17 protein-coding genes are annotated in these 20,217 nt (G+C 47.1%); 5 read left to right on the top strand and 12 right to left on the bottom strand.

Annotated elements, in window-relative coordinates:
* Positions 1-141 precede the first annotated feature (141 nt).
* The 7 genes from QT987_RS27520 to rfaE2 form a co-directional block, all read right to left on the bottom strand.
* Entirely contained in the window at positions 142-1,701 is a 1,560-nt protein-coding gene (locus tag QT987_RS27520; protein ID WP_333246449.1) for an ATP-binding protein, read from the bottom strand.
* Positions 1,702-1,800: 99 nt separating this feature from the next.
* Entirely contained in the window at positions 1,801-3,075 is a 1,275-nt protein-coding gene (gene iscB / locus QT987_RS27525) for an RNA-guided endonuclease IscB (protein WP_333246451.1), read from the bottom strand.
* Between the two features lie 216 nt (positions 3,076-3,291).
* Complete coding sequence (locus QT987_RS27530) at positions 3,292-4,344, bottom strand: ATP-binding SpoIIE family protein phosphatase (RefSeq protein ID WP_333246453.1); 1,053 nt, start codon at positions 4,342-4,344, stop codon at positions 3,292-3,294.
* 339 nt (positions 4,345-4,683) lie between these two features.
* Positions 4,684-5,082, bottom strand: coding sequence for an anti-sigma regulatory factor (locus QT987_RS27535; protein WP_333246454.1), 399 nt, complete (start codon positions 5,080-5,082; stop codon positions 4,684-4,686).
* A gap of 288 nt (positions 5,083-5,370) precedes the next feature.
* Complete coding sequence (locus QT987_RS27540; RefSeq protein WP_333246456.1) at positions 5,371-5,748, bottom strand: STAS domain-containing protein; 378 nt, start codon at positions 5,746-5,748, stop codon at positions 5,371-5,373.
* Positions 5,749-5,801: 53 nt separating this feature from the next.
* Positions 5,802-6,671, bottom strand: coding sequence for an STAS domain-containing protein (locus QT987_RS27545; RefSeq protein WP_333246458.1), 870 nt, complete (start codon positions 6,669-6,671; stop codon positions 5,802-5,804).
* 141 nt (positions 6,672-6,812) lie between these two features.
* A complete protein-coding gene (rfaE2, locus tag QT987_RS27550) occupies positions 6,813-7,307 on the bottom strand; it encodes a D-glycero-beta-D-manno-heptose 1-phosphate adenylyltransferase (protein ID WP_445252214.1) in 495 nt (164 codons plus the stop codon).
* Positions 7,308-7,845: 538 nt separating this feature from the next.
* Here rfaE2 and QT987_RS27555 point away from each other — a divergent pair.
* The 3 genes from QT987_RS27555 (at position 7,846) to QT987_RS27565 (ending at position 9,939) form a co-directional block, all read left to right on the top strand.
* Entirely contained in the window at positions 7,846-8,118 is a 273-nt protein-coding gene (locus QT987_RS27555) for a hypothetical protein (RefSeq protein ID WP_333056898.1), read from the top strand.
* Entirely contained in the window at positions 8,105-8,935 is an 831-nt protein-coding gene (gene hpsJ-B / locus QT987_RS27560) for a hormogonium polysaccharide biosynthesis protein HpsJ (protein WP_333211711.1), read from the top strand. Before QT987_RS27555 ends, hpsJ-B begins: the two co-directional genes overlap by 14 nt.
* 86 nt (positions 8,936-9,021) lie before the next feature.
* Entirely contained in the window at positions 9,022-9,939 is a 918-nt protein-coding gene (locus tag QT987_RS27565) for a glycosyltransferase family 2 protein (RefSeq protein WP_333211713.1), read from the top strand.
* Positions 9,940-10,321: 382 nt separating this feature from the next.
* Here QT987_RS27565 and glgB read toward each other — a convergent pair whose 3' ends face one another.
* From glgB to QT987_RS27585, 4 genes are all read right to left on the bottom strand, one after another.
* Entirely contained in the window at positions 10,322-12,616 is a 2,295-nt protein-coding gene (gene glgB, locus QT987_RS27570; RefSeq protein ID WP_333246461.1) for a 1,4-alpha-glucan branching enzyme, read from the bottom strand.
* 233 nt (positions 12,617-12,849) lie between these two features.
* Entirely contained in the window at positions 12,850-14,283 is a 1,434-nt protein-coding gene (locus QT987_RS27575; RefSeq protein WP_333246464.1) for a transposase, read from the bottom strand.
* 704 nt (positions 14,284-14,987) lie between these two features.
* Entirely contained in the window at positions 14,988-15,287 is a 300-nt protein-coding gene (locus QT987_RS27580) for a hypothetical protein (protein WP_333246466.1), read from the bottom strand.
* A 396-nt stretch (positions 15,288-15,683) separates the two neighbouring features.
* Positions 15,684-15,878: a serine protease gene (locus QT987_RS27585; protein ID WP_333246468.1), complete on the bottom strand. Its 195-nt coding sequence runs from the start codon at positions 15,876-15,878 to the stop codon at positions 15,684-15,686.
* Between the two features lie 337 nt (positions 15,879-16,215).
* Between QT987_RS27585 and QT987_RS27590 the strand changes: the two genes are divergently transcribed.
* Together QT987_RS27590 and QT987_RS27595 are read left to right on the top strand one after the other, a co-directional pair.
* Positions 16,216-16,794, top strand: a complete 579-nt coding sequence (locus tag QT987_RS27590; RefSeq protein ID WP_333246470.1) for a hypothetical protein — start codon at positions 16,216-16,218, stop codon at positions 16,792-16,794.
* A gap of 303 nt (positions 16,795-17,097) precedes the next feature.
* A complete protein-coding gene (locus QT987_RS27595; RefSeq protein ID WP_333246473.1) occupies positions 17,098-19,026 on the top strand; it encodes a penicillin-binding protein 2 in 1,929 nt (642 codons plus the stop codon).
* Between the two features lie 183 nt (positions 19,027-19,209).
* Here QT987_RS27595 and QT987_RS27600 read toward each other — a convergent pair whose 3' ends face one another.
* Complete coding sequence (locus QT987_RS27600) at positions 19,210-19,785, bottom strand: transcriptional regulator (protein WP_333246475.1); 576 nt, start codon at positions 19,783-19,785, stop codon at positions 19,210-19,212.
* Between the last annotated feature and the right edge of the window lie 432 nt (positions 19,786-20,217).

Below are 20,217 nucleotides of genomic sequence, written 5' to 3' on the forward strand. Positions count from 1 at the left end.
GTTCGGCAAGTTTCATCGGATACAGGTTTTTTATTTTTCCACGGATGAATCCGGGGGCTTGTATCCTGGATGCTTTCAGTGAGTATCATAATGTCGATAAAAATTGCTTGCGGTTGCTCAAAGAGCAGCCGAACCCAACCTTCAGCGCCGTCGGCGACCTATATCGCAGTACAATGAATTTCTGCCAGCAAGTTTTTCAGCAAATACCGAAAAACTATCTTCATCCTCCTCAATCAAAACTTTGGCTGCTGAATCCGGCGCTGGCGATCGCCCGGAACCCCGCAAGCTACTAGAATTTGTGCTTGCCAGCGGTATTTCATCTCCCTTAGCAGGGGACATTTCCAAAGGGTTTTCTTCCTCTCCAGGATACAGAATTGGCAGTGTGACAAAAAAAGTCGAACCCACTCCGGGTGAACTTGTGATTTCAATACTTCCCCCCAGAAATTCCGCCAGTTTTTTGCACAGAGACAATCCCAATCCCGTGCCTTTGACGCCATTCTGCAAGGGGTTTTCGAGTTGGACAAATTCTTCAAAAATCCGCCTTTGGTCGGCTGGAGGAATTCCTATGCCCGTATCTGCTACTGAAAAAGTAACTGTTCCCTCCTCTCCTATTTCCGCAGCAACTCTAACTTCACCTGCTGCGGTAAATTTGAGGGCATTAGAAATCAGATTTCGCAAAATCTGAGAAACTTTTCCCTCGTCGGTTGTGAGGATTGGAAGTTCGAGAGGATCTTCAAAAATTATAGAAACGGCAGAGTTTTGGGGAAGCAGGGGGCGCATCATTCCTCGCAGGGCGCTGAACAAATCTTCGACTTCAAAATCAGCCAAGCGAACAGTTAGTTTTCCGGCTTCCACTTTGGCTAAATCTAACGAGTCGTTGACAAGTTCTGCGAGAGACTCGGCGGATTTGTAAATGTAATTTACTTGCTTGTCCTGTTCGTCTGAAAGTTCTCCGTCGAGGCGATTTAACAATATTTCCGAAAGGCTCATAATTGCCGTTAGCGGAGTGCGAAACTCGTGGCTCATATTGGAGAGAAAGCTGGTTTTGAGTTCGCTGGCCCGCCGGAGAGATTCGGCTTTGTCGTTCAATTCAGCGTAAAGTGCCAGGACTCCGCGATTGGTATCTTCTAGCTGTTGATTTAATTGTACGAGTTCTTCTTGACGCTGGCGGAGTTCGTCTAAAGTACGTAGTAATTCTTGATTTTGCTGCTGAATTTCGGCGTATGGATCTTCGGGAATTTGGCGCGCTAGTTTGTCAACTAATTGATTTAGTTCGATCGCACTCAGCGCCGGCATATTTTTGGAAAACTGTTTAATTAATTGTACAGCCGTTCCGCGATCGGGCCGAGAGTCGATTTTCACTTCGTCCATCAACCGTTTCGCTGCTGCTAAACCGAGTCCCGCGCCGGTTTGCGATCGAAAATTGGGGCTTAACACAGCCGCTAAATCAGCAATTCCCGGCCCCGTGTCGGAAATCCGAGTCCGAAAAATTTGGGGCGATTCCCCTTCCACAATGAATTCTACTTTGCCACCGCCTGCATATTTGAAAGCATTGCGGGCAATTTCGGAAACTGCTGTGGCGATGCGGGTTTGTACTTGGGAATCAAATCCCAGCCCTTTAGCAATTTGGCGAGCTCTTTGGCGTACTTGTACGATGTCTTGTTCAAAGCGGACTTCCGTCGTCAGGATTGGGTAACTCACGCTGCTTTTCACCAAAACCTCCGAGAAACCTCTGGCTTCAGACATGGGGAGGGATAAGAGTGGTTGTTGAGGGGGTTCGATGCCCCCTCAACAGCCAAATCAATAGCTATAGTTGTAACCATCTTTTTTATGGATTGGTGTGCAGTATTTGTGACTAATGCCCGTAACTCTTCCCGTGACCGTAGCGATATCGAAACTACCAGTTGCCCGACAAAGAACCCGCCCAACGTAAAAGCCGATTTTCTTTCCAGAGGTAACGGTTGCTTTAACGAGCTCGCCTGTTTGAAAACCTTTGTGAATCTGGACTCTTGTACGGTGACGAATTGGAAAACCAAATTTATTAGTACCGCACATTTGGCGAGTCCCATGCCCTGCTGATTTAATCAACAACGGCTGCAAGGTCAAAACTTCTAATGTCGGAGTGTCACCAACACAGGCGGCATCAAGCCAATGGGTTTTGGGAAGCCCTAACCGAGTCCGATTGAACTTTGTTTTGCCTCCAGATCCGGTACTGACAGGTAAACCCGTTGTTCTCAAGGCATTGAATAAAGCCCATCGGGTAGCGTTAACCACTGCTGCATCTTTTAAGGGTACTTTACTCTGTGCCAATACCCTCTTTAAAATGTCAACTTTACCAGAGAGGAAATCTTTAATGTCTTGATTACCTTTCCGCTGATTGCACGGATGGCAAGCCACAGCCAGGTTAGAAACCCTATCAGAGCCACCTTTAGAGCGTGGGTGGATATGCTCGACCTCTAGCTTTGTATCTTTTGCACCACAGTAAACGCACTGACGATTGAACTTATTGAGCAAATACTCTTTGACCTCGTAACCCTGTAGTTCTCCCTGCTGATATTCGACACCACTAATCTCAGGATTCTGCATCAATTGTAAGTCAAATCTGACCAATTCCTGAACCAGTGAACCTACGGGAGCATAGCGAGAAATACGGTTAACCCAGGTCAATATCGTATCTACTCGATGTTGCAAGCTGGGCGCTAACCAACCTTCATGACGAGTGCGATTTAGAAATCGGGCTTTACGATACCGGGTTTTACGGTTACGTCGCGCTCTCCGTAATTGACGGCGTGACAATAAAGCATCTTTGATGGCTGAGCCTCTATGAGTCAACTCTGCTGCCCAAATCAGCTTGTCATTTTTAAGTAAAGCAATGCCCGTTACTTTGCTGCCAGGATCTAATTTTAAAGTTAGAGATTGTGGAGTATCTTGAACTTCCTTTGTGATAATGATGGTGAACGGGTATCGGCGAAAGACAGTAGCCTTTCTTGCTTTAAGTAATGACCGTGCCATCCCTGGCGTACAGGGTGTTAGCGGTTTGCGATGGGTATCTAAAACTAGGATTTGGTTAGACATTATTGCGTCTCTTCTGATTTCTCGTAACGTTAGCTTCGCCAAAGTTTTCAAGGCTTGTTAGGTTAATTGCACTTCCTTAACCCCGCTAAAGATGTTTAACAATCAACGATAGTGGCAACAAACTAGCTACGCATTTGTCGGTATCGTGACCTTGAAAACGTAGACTTGTGGTTAAGTCTTAGGCTGGTCAGGTTCGGGATTGCTTGCTTGGGCTCGTTAGAGCCGAACAGTTTGCAATCCCCTAGCTTTAGCTATGGGGTTCCTGACCTTGGCTACTATAACTGTCATGTCATCGCGAGTGCGTTTGAAGTCCCGGTAGAGCACGGCTGCGATTAAAGCAGGATGTCTGGAGGCTAAGCCCGGGTAGCGGTTTAAATTCCACTGCGCCGCCAAACCGTCGGAGTGCATGATGAGTAGGGACTGCTGCGACCAAGGATAGACAAATTCTGCTACTTTTCGCATCATATGTCCAACTGTGCCGTTGTAGGAAACCATGCTACGGCTTTGGTTATCTGTGACAACTACACCGCTGATGTTGCCAATTCCGGCAAAACAAACTGTTTGTTGGGTACGATCGATTTGGGCGATCGCCGCAGCCGCTCCTCTGGTATTTTTTAAAGCAGCGTGCGCCTTCTCTAAAATTGCTTTTGGGCCGAGTTTGGCGTTTTCTTGAAATACGCGCACTGCTTCCTGAGAGGCTTCCTGGGCCAAATCCCCGTAGCCGAGCCCGTCTGCAACTAAAATCAGGTTTTTGTCAAGGTGATTTTCCGCCGCCCAGGAATCGCCACAAATTTGCTCTCCTACTTTCGGCAAGTGGATGACCCCAAATTCCAAGTAATTGCTGTTTTGGGATGCTTCCCGGCTATTTTGGGTCGGTTCCAGCCGCGCTAATAAGGCTGTCCCCAGTTTGGGTACAGAATGAATATCAAAAAAAGTAGAGAGGCGTTTAATTGCCCCCAGTCCAGTTCCAGGGCTTCCCGCTGTAGAAAAACCGTCCCGCATACACAGCGCGACATTTGCCATTCCGTTGCCCCGGTCTAGCGCTACTATTTCAATGCTATATCCTGCCGCTGTTTTGAATGTTCGCAGCAAAAGTTCTCCTTCGCGGGCGTGCTTGACCAGGTTTTTTGCTGCTTCCGTGGTAACAATTGCCACTTTACCGCGATCGGTCTCGTTAAATTCGACTTCGGCCGCCAGGGCGACTGCGATTCGCCGCGCTTCTCCGACTTGACTTTCTTCTGTTACGGGCAGGGCTACGGCATCTATCATTATTTTGTAGTTCTCATCTTAAGCTGGCGCGCATTTAAAAAGTCATTAGTCATTAGTCATTAGTCATTAGTCATTAGTCATTAGTTCTTAGTTTAGTTAGCCATCGCGCGATCGACCTCAGAAACCGGGTTTCTACTGAGATTTCTCGTTACCCAACCCAAAACTCATAGAAACCCGGTTTCTCATTAGTCATTTGTAGCGCGCGATCGACCTCAGAAACCGGGTTTCTACTGAGATTTCTCGTTACCCAACCCAAAACTCATAGAAACCGGGTTTCTCATTAGTCATTTGTAGCGCGCGCGACCCCACTCTCTCCCAATCTCCCACTCTCCTTACTCCTTACCGCCAGCGGACGATCGCAATTTTAGTCCCCTTACCCGCTTTGGAAACAATCTCAAATTCGTGCATCAACCGCTTGGAACCACTGAGCCCCAAACCCAAACCGTGATTAGAAGTATAACCGTCAGTCATTGCCAATTCGATGTCTGGAATTCCCGGCCCCTTGTCTTCAAATATCAGCTTCAGCCCTTTGCGGTTGCCTAATTGGAGCGTTTCGAGAGTTACAGTTCCCCCTTTGCCGTACTCTACAGTATTGCGGGCGAGTTCGCTGGCTGCGGTAACGATTTTCGTTTGGTCTAATAAACCGAACCCCATTGCTACAGCCCAAGTTCGCACTTGCTGTCGGACGTGGACTATATCGGATGACGATCGGATTTCTAGTGTCTCACGTTTTGACATGGCGGCTACTGTACCAAAATAGAACTTCTCCACAAAATATAGGACTTACGCTCGTCAACTTAGTTTCTCCTAATAGGACTTACGCACTTACTACGATTTTCTCTCAATAGAGAACATAATGAAGCAATGTTTCGGCTACGCTCAACACAAGTCTCAAACCCTTGATTTAACCCCCTTGAGTGCGTAAGCCCTGTCCTCAGAAATCTTCAGTTTGTCAACAAGCTATCTACAAACAAACTAGGTTTCTTTACTGCCTGTGCCTCAGTCATGGGACAATTAATCGACTGCTTACGCATTCTCGCCAGGAGAAAAACCCAAGGATTTTCGCAACAAAATCATGCCTTTTTCAACGCTTAAAGCTGTGCGAACTCCTGTTAGGGAAAGCCCCAACTCAACGAGCGTGATCGCAACTGCTGGCTGCATCCCGACAACAACTGTTTCGGCATCTAAAATTCGCGACATACTAGCGATATTGTTGATAATACGACCGATAAAAGAATCTACTATTTCGAGGGAAGAAATTTCAATTAACACACCTTTAACACCTGTTTTGACGATGCGGTTTGTCAGGTCGTCTTGCAAGGTAATTGCTAAGCGATCGTGCATATCTACTTGAATTGTTACTAGCAAAAATTCTCCCATTTGAAGTATCGGTATCCGTTCCACAAATTCACCTACTTGTTAAGTTGTACTGGATTTTTTTTCAGTATGCAATATATTTATCTGTCCTCGTTAATATTTTTTATAGTTAAACCTTGGCGCTGCAAAGCGACTTTAAAAGCATCTGCTAAAGTAGCTTTTGTGAGAATATCCTGCAAGTCAACTCCCAAATGAACTATGGTTTGAGCTATTTGCGGGCGAATGCCGCTGATGATGCACTCAGTACCCATTAAACGGGCGGCGGCGACAGTTTTTAATAAATGTTGAGCAACTAAAGTGTCAACAGTCGGCACGCCTGTAATGTCTAAAATCGCAAATTCTGAGCCGGTTTCCATGATTTCCTGCAACAGAGTTTCCATGACTATTTGAGTGCGGGCACTGTCGAGAGTCCCGATCATGGGTAAAGCGAGAATGCCTTGCCAAAGTTTGACTACGGGTGTTGACAATTCGAGCATTTCTTGCTGCTGCCGTTCGATGACTTCTTCGCGAGCTTTGAGAAAAATTTCTGTCACCCAAAGGCCAAGCTGGTCTAATAAACTGGTGGAAAGCCAAAGTTGTTCGACAAGTGCGTCGCGGTTTTCTGTCAGTTCATGACAAAGCCGATCGAACAATGGCTTTTTGAAGCATAAAATGAAACTCGCTATCTCTGAGGGAGTAAAGCCTCTCTGAACACGAGATCGCGAAACTTCTGCTAGCAACACCCGCATATTTTCCCATTCGGGTGTCTGGATGTCGCTAAAATTACCGTGCCCGACTGCAATGTGGAGCAATTGCAGAAACTCTTGACACTCCGAGCGCAATTCTTTGGCTCTCATCAAGTCGTCCCGCCGCAGCCCGGTATTTTGCAGTTCTTTGAGCCAGTCTGCTAGTAACTCTGCTTTGTGTCTTTGTAGGATTTCCGCGATCGTGTTATTGCTTGTGAGTTCCATTAAAATTATCTCCTGCTTAGCAATTGGGATGAAGTTATACGAGCGATTCCCTACGGGATAGCTTCGCACGCGCGTACTTTAGCGTTTTTTGATGGGGCAACTTCTGAGTTTAGCTCACTGTTTGCTGTTTGCGATCGAGGGTTAAGTACCTAATTGTAAAATGCGTTTGACGATCGCACTGGTAGAACTCGGAACTTCTATTTCGATCAAGGAAATCTTGCCACCTCCGGCGATAACCGCCGGTGCTTCCGGCAGAGTTTCGACTTGATAGTCGCCTCCTTTAACGTATATATCAGGCTTCAGGATATTTATCAGTTTAGTTGCTGTAATCTCGGAAAAAATTACTACGGCGTCTACTGGTTTGAGAGCGGCTAACACTTCGGCTCGCTGATTTTCCGGTACGATCGGGCGGGGCGGCAATCCCGGCTGCTGCGGTTTGATAGCTTGCACGCTGGCGTCACTATTCAAGCCCACCACGAGCGATCGCCCCAAATTTTTTGCCGCCTGCAAATAGCGGACGTGACCGCAGTGCAGGATATCGAAGCACCCGTTAGTAAACACGATCGGACGCCACTTGTCCGGATCGGATGCGATCGATCTTTCAAGTTCTTTCAACGTATAAACATCAGAAATCATTGCAGTCATTACCACCCAATTTGAACAGCGCTCAAAATTATCCTACCAAAAAATGTGATTCCTTGCACTTTCGTTATTTAAAAATATATCCTTCAATTTTTCCACTAATTAATAGTTGCCTTTGAGCAAACATTAATTAGCAAGTGGTAACTTTTTAGCCAGAAAATATAACTAAAGATTACCGAGGCTCAAGCAGATTTTCAAAATATAATTTATAGGTAAAAAACAGCTAATATTTTATAGGTAACTGCCATATCCTGCTGTTGGTAATTGGAGGTAAAAAAGGTTGGTAAACAATTATTTATTCCCGCCCTCTCTTATATCAATTACTATAAGACAAGGGATGAGAGTTCCACCGCATCGGGCAGGCGATCGGGGAGTGAGAGCCCTAGGGGGTGAAACCCAACGAAACGCGCTCCTCCTGTGTCTATAATTTCTGACACCGCCGCGCGAGCGAAAGCTAGTTAAAAGCACCGAACCCAAGCGTGCAGAGCTCATCTTTACGCTGGATTCGTCAGACTATAGAAGAAGCCAGCAGTTGCTTGCTGCAGTGTCTGGGCGCAATCTTGACCAAGCTTTACAGCCAACCCAGAAGCGCACAGCCTCCTGTGTCCAACTGTATATAGCTGTGCAGAAACTCGACCTTTGGGTCGCAACCGCAGCCTGTGAAAACCCAGAGGAAAGTCGAGTTCGGTATCCGAAGCAGCTATTTTGGTGGAAAATAGCTAAACTCGTTCAACAAAATCCACTCAACTACCCCCTTGAATCTAACGGTGTAGAATTATCTAACACGAATTATGAAAGCAAGTAATAGCCGTCAATTTTCTTCAGTAGCTGCTCGAACTCTCAAAGTAGTCGGGATTATCTTAATTCTGTCTGCTTTGCTTGACTGCATTGTTCTGTCGCTGCCGGGAGAAACTTCAGACCTTCTCAATCGAGGCTGGCAGTTGACTGCTGCAACTCAGATAGTTGACAAGGGCATTATTCCTTTGATCGGTATCGCCCTCCTGATGACTGGCTTTTGGGTGGACAGCAGCAGTGGAGTCTCTATTGAGCGACGCAACGTTTGGCTGGACTTGCGATTCTGGGCGCTGTTGATTTCCAGCTTGTTAGGTCTAGTTTACCTATCTCTGGTTCCCGTTCACCTCAACAATACTCGTTTGGAACTCAAGGATGCTCTGGCTCAAGTCGATCAAGAAGCCGGACAAGCGGAAGGTCAACTTGAGGCACAACTTAAAAGCCCTCAATTTAAAGCTCAGGTAGAACAGCTCAAAAGCCAGCGTCGCAGCCAGATAGGAGCGCTGCTGGAAGACGACGGGAAGCTGCAAGAAGCACTCAAGAGTCCAGAGGTTCCCAAGGAATTGAAAGCTGTGCTTGAGCAGTCGAAAAATGACCCGAAAGCCCTCGACAAGTTCCTGGAACAGCAAGCTCAATCACTTCCCACTCAAGCTCGCAACGAGATTCGCACCCGCAAGCAACAAAAAGAGAAAGAGTTAAGAACTCGATCGAGAAATTCGAGTTTGCAGACGGGAATCAACAGTTTGTTGTTAGCGATCGGCTACATTACTGTTGGTTGGACGGGATTGAGAAGTATGGGAATTCTGCGGTTCGGCCGCCGGAAAAATTGACCAGCGCTGGCAGGGATCGCGCTGGTCGAGACATCCCTGAGAAATAGTTTGTTTACCCAATAGTTTGCCCTTACTGAAAGCTGGGAATGTTCTCAATTTATATTCTGACTTACAACGAAGAGATTGATATCGCCGCTTGCATTGAATCGGCACTGCTTTGTGACGATATCATTGTAGTTGATTCTTTCAGCACCGATCGCACCCTTGAGATTGTTCAGAACTATGCCGTGCAAACAGTGCAGCACCGCTTTGAAACTCACGGACGCCAGCGGACTTGGATGCTCCAAGAAGTCCCGTGCAAGTACGAATGGGTTTACATCCTCGAAGCTGACGAGCGGATGACGCCTGCACTGTTTGCTGAATGCTTAAAGGCGATCGAAACTCAAGAATATATCGGCTATTACGTAGCTGAAAAAGTAATATTTATGGAGCGCTGGATTCGCCGCAGCACTCAATATCCCCGTTATCAAATGCGTCTCTTTCGCAAAGACCGAGTGTGGTTTACGGACTACGGTCACACTGAACGGGAAGTCTGCAACGGGCCTACTCACTTTTTGAAGGAAACTTACCCTCACTATACTTGCAGCAAAGGTCTTTCCCGCTGGATTGAAAAGCACAACCGCTACTCGACTGACGAGGCGGCTGAAACTCTCCGCCAATTAGAAGCGGGTCAAGTAAATTGGTGGGGTTTATTGTTTGGCGCGTCGGAGGTGGAAAGGCGCCGCGCTTTGAAAGATTTTTCTTTGCGCTTGCCTTTGCGGCCTGTGGTGCGCTTTTTCTATATGTATATTTTACTCGGCGGATTTCTTGACGGCCAAGCGGGATTGGCTTGGTGCACGCTGCAAGCTTTTTATGAATATCTAATTTTGCTGAAAGTTTGGGAAATGAAGCATCTACCACTGCCAGCTTTAGAGGTAGCGACAGAACAATCTCTTTCAGAAGTAGTAACAGTTGAGCAGTCAAAAGTTTCTTATAATCTTGGCGCTTCCGATACTCGAAATTAAAACTTGGTAAGAGGTACGCTCGCCTAGCGGTAGTATTTGGAACTTATACCCTCGCGGTTCCCCGCCGATCGGACTCGATGGGTAGCCTAAGTATTTAGAAGAGTTATTATATCCTTTCCCTGTGCATCGAAATTATTCATCTCTCTCTTCTCTTCCTCTGTGATCTCTGCGTACTCTGCGGTTAAATCATTCCGATGCAACCGGAATTAATATTAAACTCCTTAAATCAGAAGAAAGCGAATCCGTTGCAGAACTTCCTTTTTTCGCAACAAAAAAACAGAAAAAACCCGGTTTGTCTAAGAAACCGGGTTTCTAAATACCCTCAAAGTTTTAGGTTTAATAAAGTTTTGATGTTTAACTCAAAACTCTCATGACTCACAACTTAAAACTGTTGAGATTTTGCTGTTGTTTTTGCCCGATCGAGCTTTAAGATCAACACCCCCAAAGGTGGCAAACACAAGTCGATCGAATAAGCACTGTTGTGGAACCACCACTCCTCAGTCCACTTGCCCCCCAAATTCCCCATATTGCTACCGCCGTATTCCCGCGCGTCGCTGTTAAACAACTCCGTATAGAAACCAGGTTCCGGCACTCCTACGCGATAGTGAGAGTGGGGCTGGGGCGTAAAATTGCACACCGTCACCACAAACTCGTCGCCATCCTTCTCTCGGCGCACAAATGCCACGACACTGTGTCGATTGTCGCTGCAATCAATCCACTCAAACCCATCCTCAGCAAAATCTTGACTGTAAAGTGCCGTTTCGCTGCGGTACAAATTGTTCAAATCTTTAAAAAACAGCTTCAACTTTTGATGAGGCTCGAATTGCAGCAACTGCCACTGCAAATCCCCCCAAACGTTCCACTCGTGCCACTGGCCGAACTCCATCCCCATAAAAATCGTTTTCTTTCCGGGATGAGTAAACATAAAAGTAAACAAACACCGCACGTTTGCAAACTTTTGCCATTCGTCTCCTGGCATTTTCCCGATGATGTGGGCTTTGCCGTGCACTACTTCATCGTGGGACAAAGCCAGCATGAAATTCTCGCTGTGGTTGTACCACATACTGAAAGTTATGTTGTTCTGGTGGAACTGGCGGAACCACGGGTCCATGTGGTAATAGTCGAGCATATCGTGCATCCAACCCATGTTCCACTTCAGGTTGAAACCCAAACCGCCTACATAGGTCGGCCAAGATACCATCGGCCAAGAGGTAGATTCTTCGGCGATCGACAGCGCACCTGGGAAATAGCTAAAAATGACGTGATTCGCCTGACGCAGAAAATCTGCAGCCTCGATATTTTCCCGGCCCCCGTACTGGTTGGTCAGCCATTCTCCCGGTTCGCGGCAGTAATCCAAATAAAGCATCGAGGCTACGGCATCTACGCGAATCCCGTCGATGTGGTACTTGTCAAACCAGAACAGAGCGTTTGATACTAGGAAATTCCGCACTTCGTTGCGGCCGTAGTTAAATACTAGGGTTCCCCACTCTTTGTGTTCGCCCTTGCGGGAGTCGGCGTGTTCGTACAAGTGAGTTCCATCAAAGAAAGCCAAGCCGTGGCCGTCTTTGGGGAAATGTCCCGGTACCCAGTCCACCAGTACGCCAATGCCGTTGGCGTGGCACTGGTCAACAAAATACATGAAATCTTCAGGTGTGCCGTAGCGGGAAGTTGGGGCGAAATAGCCGGTGACTTGATAGCCCCAAGAACCGTCGAAAGGATGTTCGGCGATGGGCAGCATTTCGATGTGAGTGAATCCCAAATCTTTGACGTAGGGTATCAGCCGATCGGCTAATTCCCGGTAAGTCAGAAAGCGCGCCCCGGGATTGAGTTCCGAAACCTGCACGGGGGGTTCTACTTCCCCATTTGGTAGCAGGGCGGGTTCGTCAGTAGCGGCGTGCAGCCAAGAACCGATGTGGCATTCGTAAACCGAAATCGGCTGCGTCAGTGGGTCTGTGTGCCGCCGCTTTTCGATCCAAGCGCTGTCGTGCCAAGTGTAGGTGTCTAAGTCGGTGACAATTGATGCTGTTTTCGGCCGCACTTCTTGCTGGAAACCGTAAGGATCGGACTTTTCGTAGGGATGTCCGTCTTGGTTTTTCACTTCGTATTTGTAGGAAGTTCCTACAGATAGTCCCGGAATAAATAATTCCCAGATGCCGTTTTGCGATTTCCGCATTTGATGTTTGCGGCCGTCCCAATAGTTGAAATCTCCTAAAACAGAGACGTTGCGGGCATTCGGAGCCCAAACGGCAAAATATACTCCTGTGATGCCGCCTACTTCGGTGAGGTGCGCCCCGAGTTTTTCATAAATGCGGTGGTGATTGCCTTCTGAGAATAGGTGCTGGTCGAATTCTGTGAGTTTGGGCGATCGAAAGGCGTAGGGATCGTAGATGAAGCGCTCGTGTTCCCCTTCTTTGACCCGCAATTGATAGTTTGCTAGTTCTGGGGTGTCGATCGTACATTCAAAAAAGTGAGGGTGATGCTCTGATTTCATCGGGTATTCGGCCCTGGCCTCCGGCAAAACTACGGATACCGCATCCGCATTCGGCAGATAAGCTCGGACGACCCAGACTTTTTTGCCATTTTCTTCGATCGCATGAGGGCCTAGCACTTCAAATGGATCGTGGTGCTGATTCCAAACAATGCGGTCAATCTGTTCAAAGGGGACGGTCGCGGGCATAAAACTACTTACCTCAATCTTTTAACTAAATGGCTTTCAAAACCTAGAGCGACGCTGCACTTTACATTTCGATACATTTTTAATCGCTGATCCTACCACTGATTAGCACGATCTTGACTGCTGCAGATCCAGCGCGCGTCCTTGCACACACAGCAGGCTGTTGCCTTGCCGACGGCCGAGCTGGGGTTTTACTGCTAACATCTAAGTATAGAAATAGTGAACGAACCTGACGGTCAACTGAGTACAGTTAGACCGCAGGCTTCTTTTTCCTTTTTTTCAAAGGCTTTTTTGAGTGACGGAGTTCCCCCGCCACTTTCGTAACTTAGACCAATTCTCTTTATAAGCTTAGCTGAGTTTTTATCTCGATCCAAAGATTCTCCGCATTGACAAGAATGCCAGCGCTCCGACAATTCTTTCGGTACTTTGTTGAGGCAATTCCAGCAATGTTGAGAAGTTCCTCTTGGAGAGACAAACAAAATGCTTTTACCCAATTTCCAGGCGACATATTTTAGGACGCTGGCGAATTGCCCATGAGCAGCATCAAGCATGGATTTATTCAAGCCACTTTTAGCTGACTGACCGTTCGGCAAATAAACCAAATTACCATTTTCAACATCTGTCTTGGGCTGGGCAAGTCTAGTTAAATTTTTGACACTCAAGTCTTCAACAACTAAAACCTCACATTTACCGAATAGCTCATGTGCAGTTTTAAACTGAAAATCTAATCGGGATCTAGCTACAAACTGATGGAGTTTGGAAATCTTGTCCTTGATAATCTTCCCAGGCTTAGAACCCTTGACTCTATTAGCTAACTTCGCTTGAAGTTTTGCCAATTTCTGGGCCGACTTCCTCAAAAACCTAGGATTCTCAACTCTCTCGCCATTGGAAAGATAGACGTAATTAGTGATTCCCAGATCGATGCCAACAGTATTTTCGACCGTCGGTTGAATTTCTGCAACCGTTACGGGAACTGTTTTATCTTCTAGCGTCAGGGAGATATACCACCCATCAGCTTCTCTGATAACTGTTCCCGTCTTAACTGTGAACCTTGTTGGTATTGGACGGTGGAAAACCATAGGTACTTGACCTATTTTTGCGAGGTCAATACAAATCCTATTTTGCTCGTCCTTGACAATATCAAGATTGTCTAGTTGAGGATAAGTGAAAGATTTGTAGTAATGAAGCCCTTTGAATCTGGGCTTGCCTCTACGATTGCCATTTGTGTCCGGCGTGGTGAAATTTGAAAAGGAAGTTTCCACCCTGTTGACGACATCTTGCAAGACCTGCGAATCTAACACTTTATAATCAGGGAATAACTTTTTTGTGTTTTTCAGGTCAGCCAGTTGTATGGTTTGCCACTGTACATATCCGCCTTCAATGTTCGAGAAAACGTCACCTTTCCTGGTCAAAGGATTGCCTGACTCATCCTTTTTTCTACCATCCCTAGTTTGCACTCTCGTCAAAGGAATATTTTGATAAATTTCCTCAATCGGGACTATCGAAACAATCAAGGGACAGGCGTTGACGGGTGTTCTCGTGGCTGACCACCACCTAAATCTATCGCCAAGTCGGTAGTTGTACTGCCGACGACAGAGCTCTAGGTGAGCCACCATCGTTGTTAGTTGGGCTTTTGTGGGTTTGAGGCGGTATTTGTAAGTGAGTTGCATTTTTTAACTTTCTTTTTTCGACCTTTGCATAGTATAGTTTGTGTATGTCCAAAATGCCACACCAAAGATTACCATTTCAACACTTAGGAAGTACATCGAAAATCAAGATACTTCCGAAGATTAATTCATAGTGGCTAAGTCTAATTGTCGGTTTCCGTCCCTCCACCCGACGCTTCTTTCCATCACGCGGGCGTAATTCCCAACGGGGTACTTCGCGCAGCGCTCAGATGTGTCCCCTCTAAATATACCGAGGGACTTCCCGGCTGGTAGTTCAAACAAATTGAAAAATTTATATTTTTCCCCAAATATCCTTGACTTATTTTTTTATATGTGATAGAGAGTTTTTTTAAACTCTTGTCGATTGGCGACTCCCGGAGGGTCAACCCTGTAAGTGTTGGGGAGCAGTTAATAGTTTACCTGGAATTTTCAGGCAGGGAGCATCGCCCGATCGGTAGACTTTCACATCTCGGAGGCTGGGTTGGCCCACAAATCCCGTGAATTTGGGCAATACGCTCAAACAGCGAAGGATGCTTAACTCGGTATTGAGGAATCAAAGCTAAAGGACTCAGTATGGCGACAGCAGCAAGCAATATCTGCCATGCTCAAGGCATCGCCTACCAAACTAGCACCATGCTACGATCGACGGTGCAATAGGTTTAAAGCAGCACTCAGGCGCAACGGGAGCGAGTTTTGCCGAGGCAGGGTTAATACCGAACTGGTGCGGCACCACTTGAATCACTAAACGGGCTCAAAACAGACGGCTCGATGTGCTTGCCCGCACCGGGGCAATACTCGTATTCAACAAATCGAGTAGCAATGCCGATGCTGTCATCGAGCGAGTTTTCGAGCATCCAAGTTTGTGCTTGCTTTCGTCTCGTCTGCGGGTAACAGCGGCGGGGAAGGAAAGCGAGACTCGATCGACAGTGCAAAATTTGCGTCGAGTCTGCGAGCTCCTCCGATTGATATTCAGTTGAGGCAGCAGCACTGGCAATGTCCTCAAACATCCTGTCACAGGCTTGAGTTTCAAAACGTGCAGGCCGGGAGTCATTCGATTTTAGATTTTAGATTTTAGATTTGAGATTGACACCACGGATAAATCCGGGGGCTTGAGGATGCAAGGATTTTGGATTTGGGATTGATTCCACGGATAAATCACGTGGCGGGTACCACCTTTGAAATTCGCTTGTCAAATTTTATACTTGAAAAAGAATGTTTTTGTAACGCAGCGAATCAGCGGACTTTGCTGCGGTAACGGGACGTACTGAACTTTAGTAAAAGCAGCAGAGAATCACTAACACCCAACTTGAGACCTAGACCTATGAGATGAAAAAATGCGAGGAGCGAACCATTTTTCACCCCCAGGCTAGGCTCGTTGGGCACCAACTCCGGGATAGCCCTAGTTAGGGCTTTTTAGGAGCAGGGGCAGGGCTAGTAGTTGGAGTGGTTTTTGGAGATGGAGAAGAAACAGGAGGATTAGTAGTGCCAGCGCCCGGAGAGGGGCTAGGGGAGCTGGGGGTGGTGGTATCTCCTCCGCAGGCGCCGAGGGCTACTGCCAAGCCCACTACCAAAGTCAAACGAATTAATCCCTTGTTCATAAAAACTCCTTAACATTGAAAACCCATCGCAAGGAAGGGAATAGTGTACTTGAGAAACAATGCTGGCACGAATAGCTCAACGATTCGCTCGTTGATTACAATACTGCATTTATTAATAAATTTCACATAGATTATCGCTAACCAGCAAAGATTTCTTTTTTTTGCCAAATCCTGAAGTCAAAGAGACCAGTGGTAGGATGGGTTGGTTGGCTTGTGAGGTATCCTTGGTAAGGATAACCGATCGAACGCAGATAGCCACTACTGGCGCTCTGGGAGACAAAAAACTCTTAACCTCAATCAAGCTGAAGCTACCCCACTTTACGTATTGGTGAACTTTATGACCGCTGCTATCAGATCCCCGGATTCTCCCCGCTCCCGATCGACCCGCAAGCCCGCTGCTGGCCCAGCCAAAAGCAAAGTTACTTCTATTGCCAAAGCTAGGCGGGCGAAGACAGGGCCGGTATTGCCCAACTACTCGCCAGCAAACGACGAACAGGCTCAGGTTCGGCAGTCCGCATCGGTGCTGAAAGTCTTGCCCAATCGCCAGCAGCAGCCAGTGTGGTTGCGATCACTCCTGCGGGCACAGCGCGCCTCCTCAGTGGTAGCAGTTATGCTTTTGGGCGGTGCTCTGAGTCTCTACGGCTTGACAGTTTACGGCGAGCAGCGCTGGAGTCAGGAGTATCAAAAACTGGAAACTCTGCGCCTCCGGGAACAACAATTGAGTGCTTCTAGTGAAGTCTTGAAACACCAACTTGCTAAAGAAGCCCAAAATTCCGAAACCGGTTTGGTTCCACAGAATCCTGGGGACACGATTTTCTTGCAGCCGGCCCCTGAAACTCGATCGCCCGTTGCGGCACCAAATTCTGAGCCCGCTCTCCAGAATCGAGCCGGTGTGGAAACACCGCTGGGCTATTAAACCTGTGTCAAAGCGGAGAGCGCCCTCCGGGCATGAGTGTCCGAGGGCCTGAGAATTTGAGGATCTAATTTCCTTTTTGACTTGGAATGCAAGTCGCGATCGATTTTCAGCTTCCCACCGGAAGTTACAGATTAAAAATAATTAAGACCACTTCAAAAAACAGAATGCAACTTTAGGTGTGCTCCAAACCCTGATAGGGACTGATCATTTCCAAGTCGTGAATTTTATCTTTTAAGATTTAAGATTTAAGTTATAAATTCTAAATTCTAAAACGCTCTAACTTGCTATTGAATTTTTAATGCCATGAGCTACGACCCCCGTTTTGACCGCTACAGATCGCCGAATTTCAAACGCACAAAACAGGCGGGCGATTCCCTACGGGATAGCTTCGCCGCGCGTACTGGGTGGAAAAAATCAGCAAAACCTAGAGATTCCGGCAGTTTCGGCAGATCGCCACAACAGACGGCTGCATCTTGGGGGCGACCGGTGGAGCGTTTAAAGCGCAGCAAGTTCCGTTTGTGGGCGGTGTGGGCGGTGTTGATGCTGGGGGGGCTGGGGCTGGCTGTGAATTTGTTTTATTTGCAGGTGACGCGAGCTCCGGCGCTGCGTAAACAAGCTCTTCAGCAGCAAACTCTCAAAACGAAGCCGTTTGTACCGAGACGCCCGATAATTGACCGCGCAGGAAATGTTTTGGCGATCGACAGACAGGTGTACACGCTCTACGCTCACCCGAAGTTATTTAACCACTCGAAGGCGGAAATTGCTGCTAAGTTGGCTCCGATGCTGGCGATCGAACTGACTCCGGGCACTACGTCGGAAACTGAATTGATACGCAGGTTTAATCTTGCTGAAAGCGGTATTACAATTGCGGACTCTCTGCCTCAAGAGGTTGCCGATCGCGTCGCTGGGATGCAAATTAAAGAGAGTCTGGTGGATGGCTTGGAGTTGCTGCGTCAGCAGCAGCGTTTTTACCCACAGCAGGAGTTGGCGGCGGATATCCTCGGTTATGTGGATGGGGAACGGAAGGGACAAGCTGGGGTGGAATACAGCCAGCAGAATTTGTTGGAACGATCGATGCCGTCGATTCAGTTTAGCAGGTCGAGCAATGGGAATTGGGTTCCCGATCGGCTGACGGCGGGATTTGTGCAGCTTGATGACTTGAAATTGCAATTGACGATCGACAGTCGCTTGCAGCGGGCGGCCCGCAGTGCCCTCAAGGAAAAAATGAAGCAACACGATGCGAAGCGGGGCACAGTGATTGTGATGGATGCCAGTAACGGGGAATTGCTGTCAGTTGTGGCGGAACCTTCTTATGACCCGAATCAATATTTTAATTTCGATTTGTCGCGCTATAAAAATTGGGCTGTAACTGATGTTTATGAGCCTGGTTCGACTTTTAAAGCGATTAATGTGGCGATCGCTCTGGAAGCGGGTGCGGTGAAACCTAATACCGTGTTTAACGATGAAGGTCGGATTTACATGAATCCTTGGACTATCCAAAATTCCGATTACCAAAGAGCAGGCGCGCGCGGCCCTTCGACTGTTACTGAGATTTTGAAACATTCTAGTAATGTGGGGATGGTGCACATGATGAGAACCATGAAACCTTCTCTTTACTATCAAGCTTTAGAAAAACTTGGACTCGGACAAACTGCGGGAACTGATTTGCCTTTTGAAGTAAGCAGTCAACTTAAAAATCGAGAGCAATTTATTAACTCTCCTGTGGAAGTTGCTACTACGGCTTTTGGGCAAGGTTTTTCGATTACTCCGATGCAGTTGGTGCAGCTTAACGGCGCTTTGGCTAATGGTGGCAAGTTGGTGACTCCTCACGTTGTGCGGGGACTTTTTGATAGGGAAGGTGAAGCTTATTGGAAGCTTCCGAGGCCGGTTCCAAAGCAGGTTTTTTCGCCGGAAACTACTAAGCAGGTGTTAGAAATGATGGAAACTGTGGTTGATGGCGGTACGGGGAAAGCTGCACAAATTCCTGGGTATCGGATTGCTGGAAAAACGGGCACGGCTCAAAAAGCTAATGCTGGTGGGGGTTATTCTGACAAGGCGATTATTACTAGCTTTGTGGGGATCATGCCTGTGGAGGCTCCTCGGTATGTGGTTTTGGCGGTGATTGATGAGCCGAAGGAGGGTTCTTCGGGGGGTACGGTGGCGGCGCCGATTGTGGAGTCGGTGATGGAGGCGCTGATTTCTATTGAGAAAATTGCGCCGAGTAAGAAGTAGTTGATTATATTGTATGCTGGGTCAGGAATTGACATCGCAGATAACGATCGACAACAAGGCTATTGAGGAAACGGCAATGCCGTTTCCCTACCCCAAAATAATCGCTCGCCCTTTGAGGATGTAACCATCGCCAGATTTGTAGGGAAACGGCACTGCCGTGTCCTGACGGTCGGTAATCTGAATTCAGTAACAGTATCGATTTTTGTCATTGTCTGGATTGGGTTTGCTTTGTCTTTTGGAGGTGCGCTGATGTCCTAAGAGAGTGGAGATAATGACGCATCGATCGCCATTTTTGAGATTAGGATGAGATAGTGTTAGGTTTCCTTTTGCTAGAATGCTTGTTAAACCGCATTCGTCAGTCTTGTTATAAACGGGGCAACCTCGGTAATTGAACATGGCTCGCCAGACTGTTCCATCTTTTGTTACTTGATTTGTATTCTCATTGACTTGGCGCAATGTTGTGTCATTTGTATGTATTTGAATTTGCAGTTCTAGGTTTTTCCATTGACTGTCTGGTATTTGGGCTGGGGGAATGTCGGCTGGGTGAACGGCTATTTGTACGTTTTCTCCTACTTGTTTGAAGCTGGCTTGCCATGAGGTTTTGTCGCGTTTGGCGTTGCTGCGGGCAAGTTCCATTGCCCAATAAGCTCGATCGACTGATACCTTTAAACGGTGGTTGTTAATAAACATTAGCCAAGAGGGGGCGACGATCGCACAAAATATTCCTATGATTAAAATAATTATCAATAGCTCAATCATGGTAAAACCTGGGGCAGGTGTAGTGGCTCTGCCTTTGAGCGTTTTATTTATTGACACGTAGATGCACTCCCTGATATTTAGCTGGCCCAAAAAACAGCTAGGAGGAGCTATTTTTTATTGGGTATATTTTAACTTTGCGTTTGGCGAGTGTGTAGATCGGTATTTACTGAAAATTTATGCGACTTTAAAAAAACTGCGCCCGATCGCACCAGATCCCGAAGATATGTAGGGAGAATCTAAATGAAAGCAGCCAAGCTAGGAATTGGAGTTTTGAGGCAGGAGGGAGAAGAAAAAGCTCTCCTGAGTTTATGGCGTAAAATATAGCAATCAATACAGTGAGAGGGATGAATTTTTATTTAGGAATGAGAATTAAATAACTTCCACTCTTGAAAGTGGGATGGGCGTCCCGCCCGTCCTTTTTGGACGGGCGGG

Origin of the sequence: Microcoleus sp. SVA1B4 (genome assembly GCF_036700545.1) — a bacterium.
In the GTDB taxonomy this organism is placed as follows: Bacteria; Cyanobacteriota; Cyanobacteriia; order Cyanobacteriales; family Microcoleaceae; genus Microcoleus.

What these genes read in the sequence shown, in the direction of transcription:
- iscB (WP_333246451.1), bottom strand. Translation starts at nt 3,075, where the DNA reads ATGTCTAACCAAATCCTAGTTTTAGATACCCATCGCAAACCGCTAACA.
- QT987_RS27530 (WP_333246453.1), bottom strand. Translation starts at nt 4,344, where the DNA reads ATGATAGATGCCGTAGCCCTGCCCGTAACAGAAGAAAGTCAAGTCGGA.
- QT987_RS27535 (WP_333246454.1), bottom strand. Translation starts at nt 5,082, where the DNA reads ATGTCAAAACGTGAGACACTAGAAATCCGATCGTCATCCGATATAGTC.
- QT987_RS27545 (WP_333246458.1), bottom strand. Translation starts at nt 6,671, where the DNA reads ATGGAACTCACAAGCAATAACACGATCGCGGAAATCCTACAAAGACAC.
- rfaE2 (WP_445252214.1), bottom strand. Translation starts at nt 7,307, where the DNA reads ATGATTTCTGATGTTTATACGTTGAAAGAACTTGAAAGATCGATCGCA.
- hpsJ-B (WP_333211711.1), top strand. Translation starts at nt 8,105, where the DNA reads ATGAAAGCAAGTAATAGCCGTCAATTTTCTTCAGTAGCTGCTCGAACT.
- QT987_RS27565 (WP_333211713.1), top strand. Translation starts at nt 9,022, where the DNA reads ATGTTCTCAATTTATATTCTGACTTACAACGAAGAGATTGATATCGCC.
- glgB (WP_333246461.1), bottom strand. Translation starts at nt 12,616, where the DNA reads ATGCCCGCGACCGTCCCCTTTGAACAGATTGACCGCATTGTTTGGAAT.
- QT987_RS27575 (WP_333246464.1), bottom strand. Translation starts at nt 14,283, where the DNA reads ATGCAACTCACTTACAAATACCGCCTCAAACCCACAAAAGCCCAACTA.
- QT987_RS27580 (WP_333246466.1), bottom strand. Translation starts at nt 15,287, where the DNA reads ATGTTTGAGGACATTGCCAGTGCTGCTGCCTCAACTGAATATCAATCG.
- QT987_RS27585 (WP_333246468.1), bottom strand. Translation starts at nt 15,878, where the DNA reads ATGAACAAGGGATTAATTCGTTTGACTTTGGTAGTGGGCTTGGCAGTA.
- QT987_RS27590 (WP_333246470.1), top strand. Translation starts at nt 16,216, where the DNA reads ATGACCGCTGCTATCAGATCCCCGGATTCTCCCCGCTCCCGATCGACC.
- QT987_RS27595 (WP_333246473.1), top strand. Translation starts at nt 17,098, where the DNA reads ATGAGCTACGACCCCCGTTTTGACCGCTACAGATCGCCGAATTTCAAA.
- QT987_RS27600 (WP_333246475.1), bottom strand. Translation starts at nt 19,785, where the DNA reads ATGATTGAGCTATTGATAATTATTTTAATCATAGGAATATTTTGTGCG.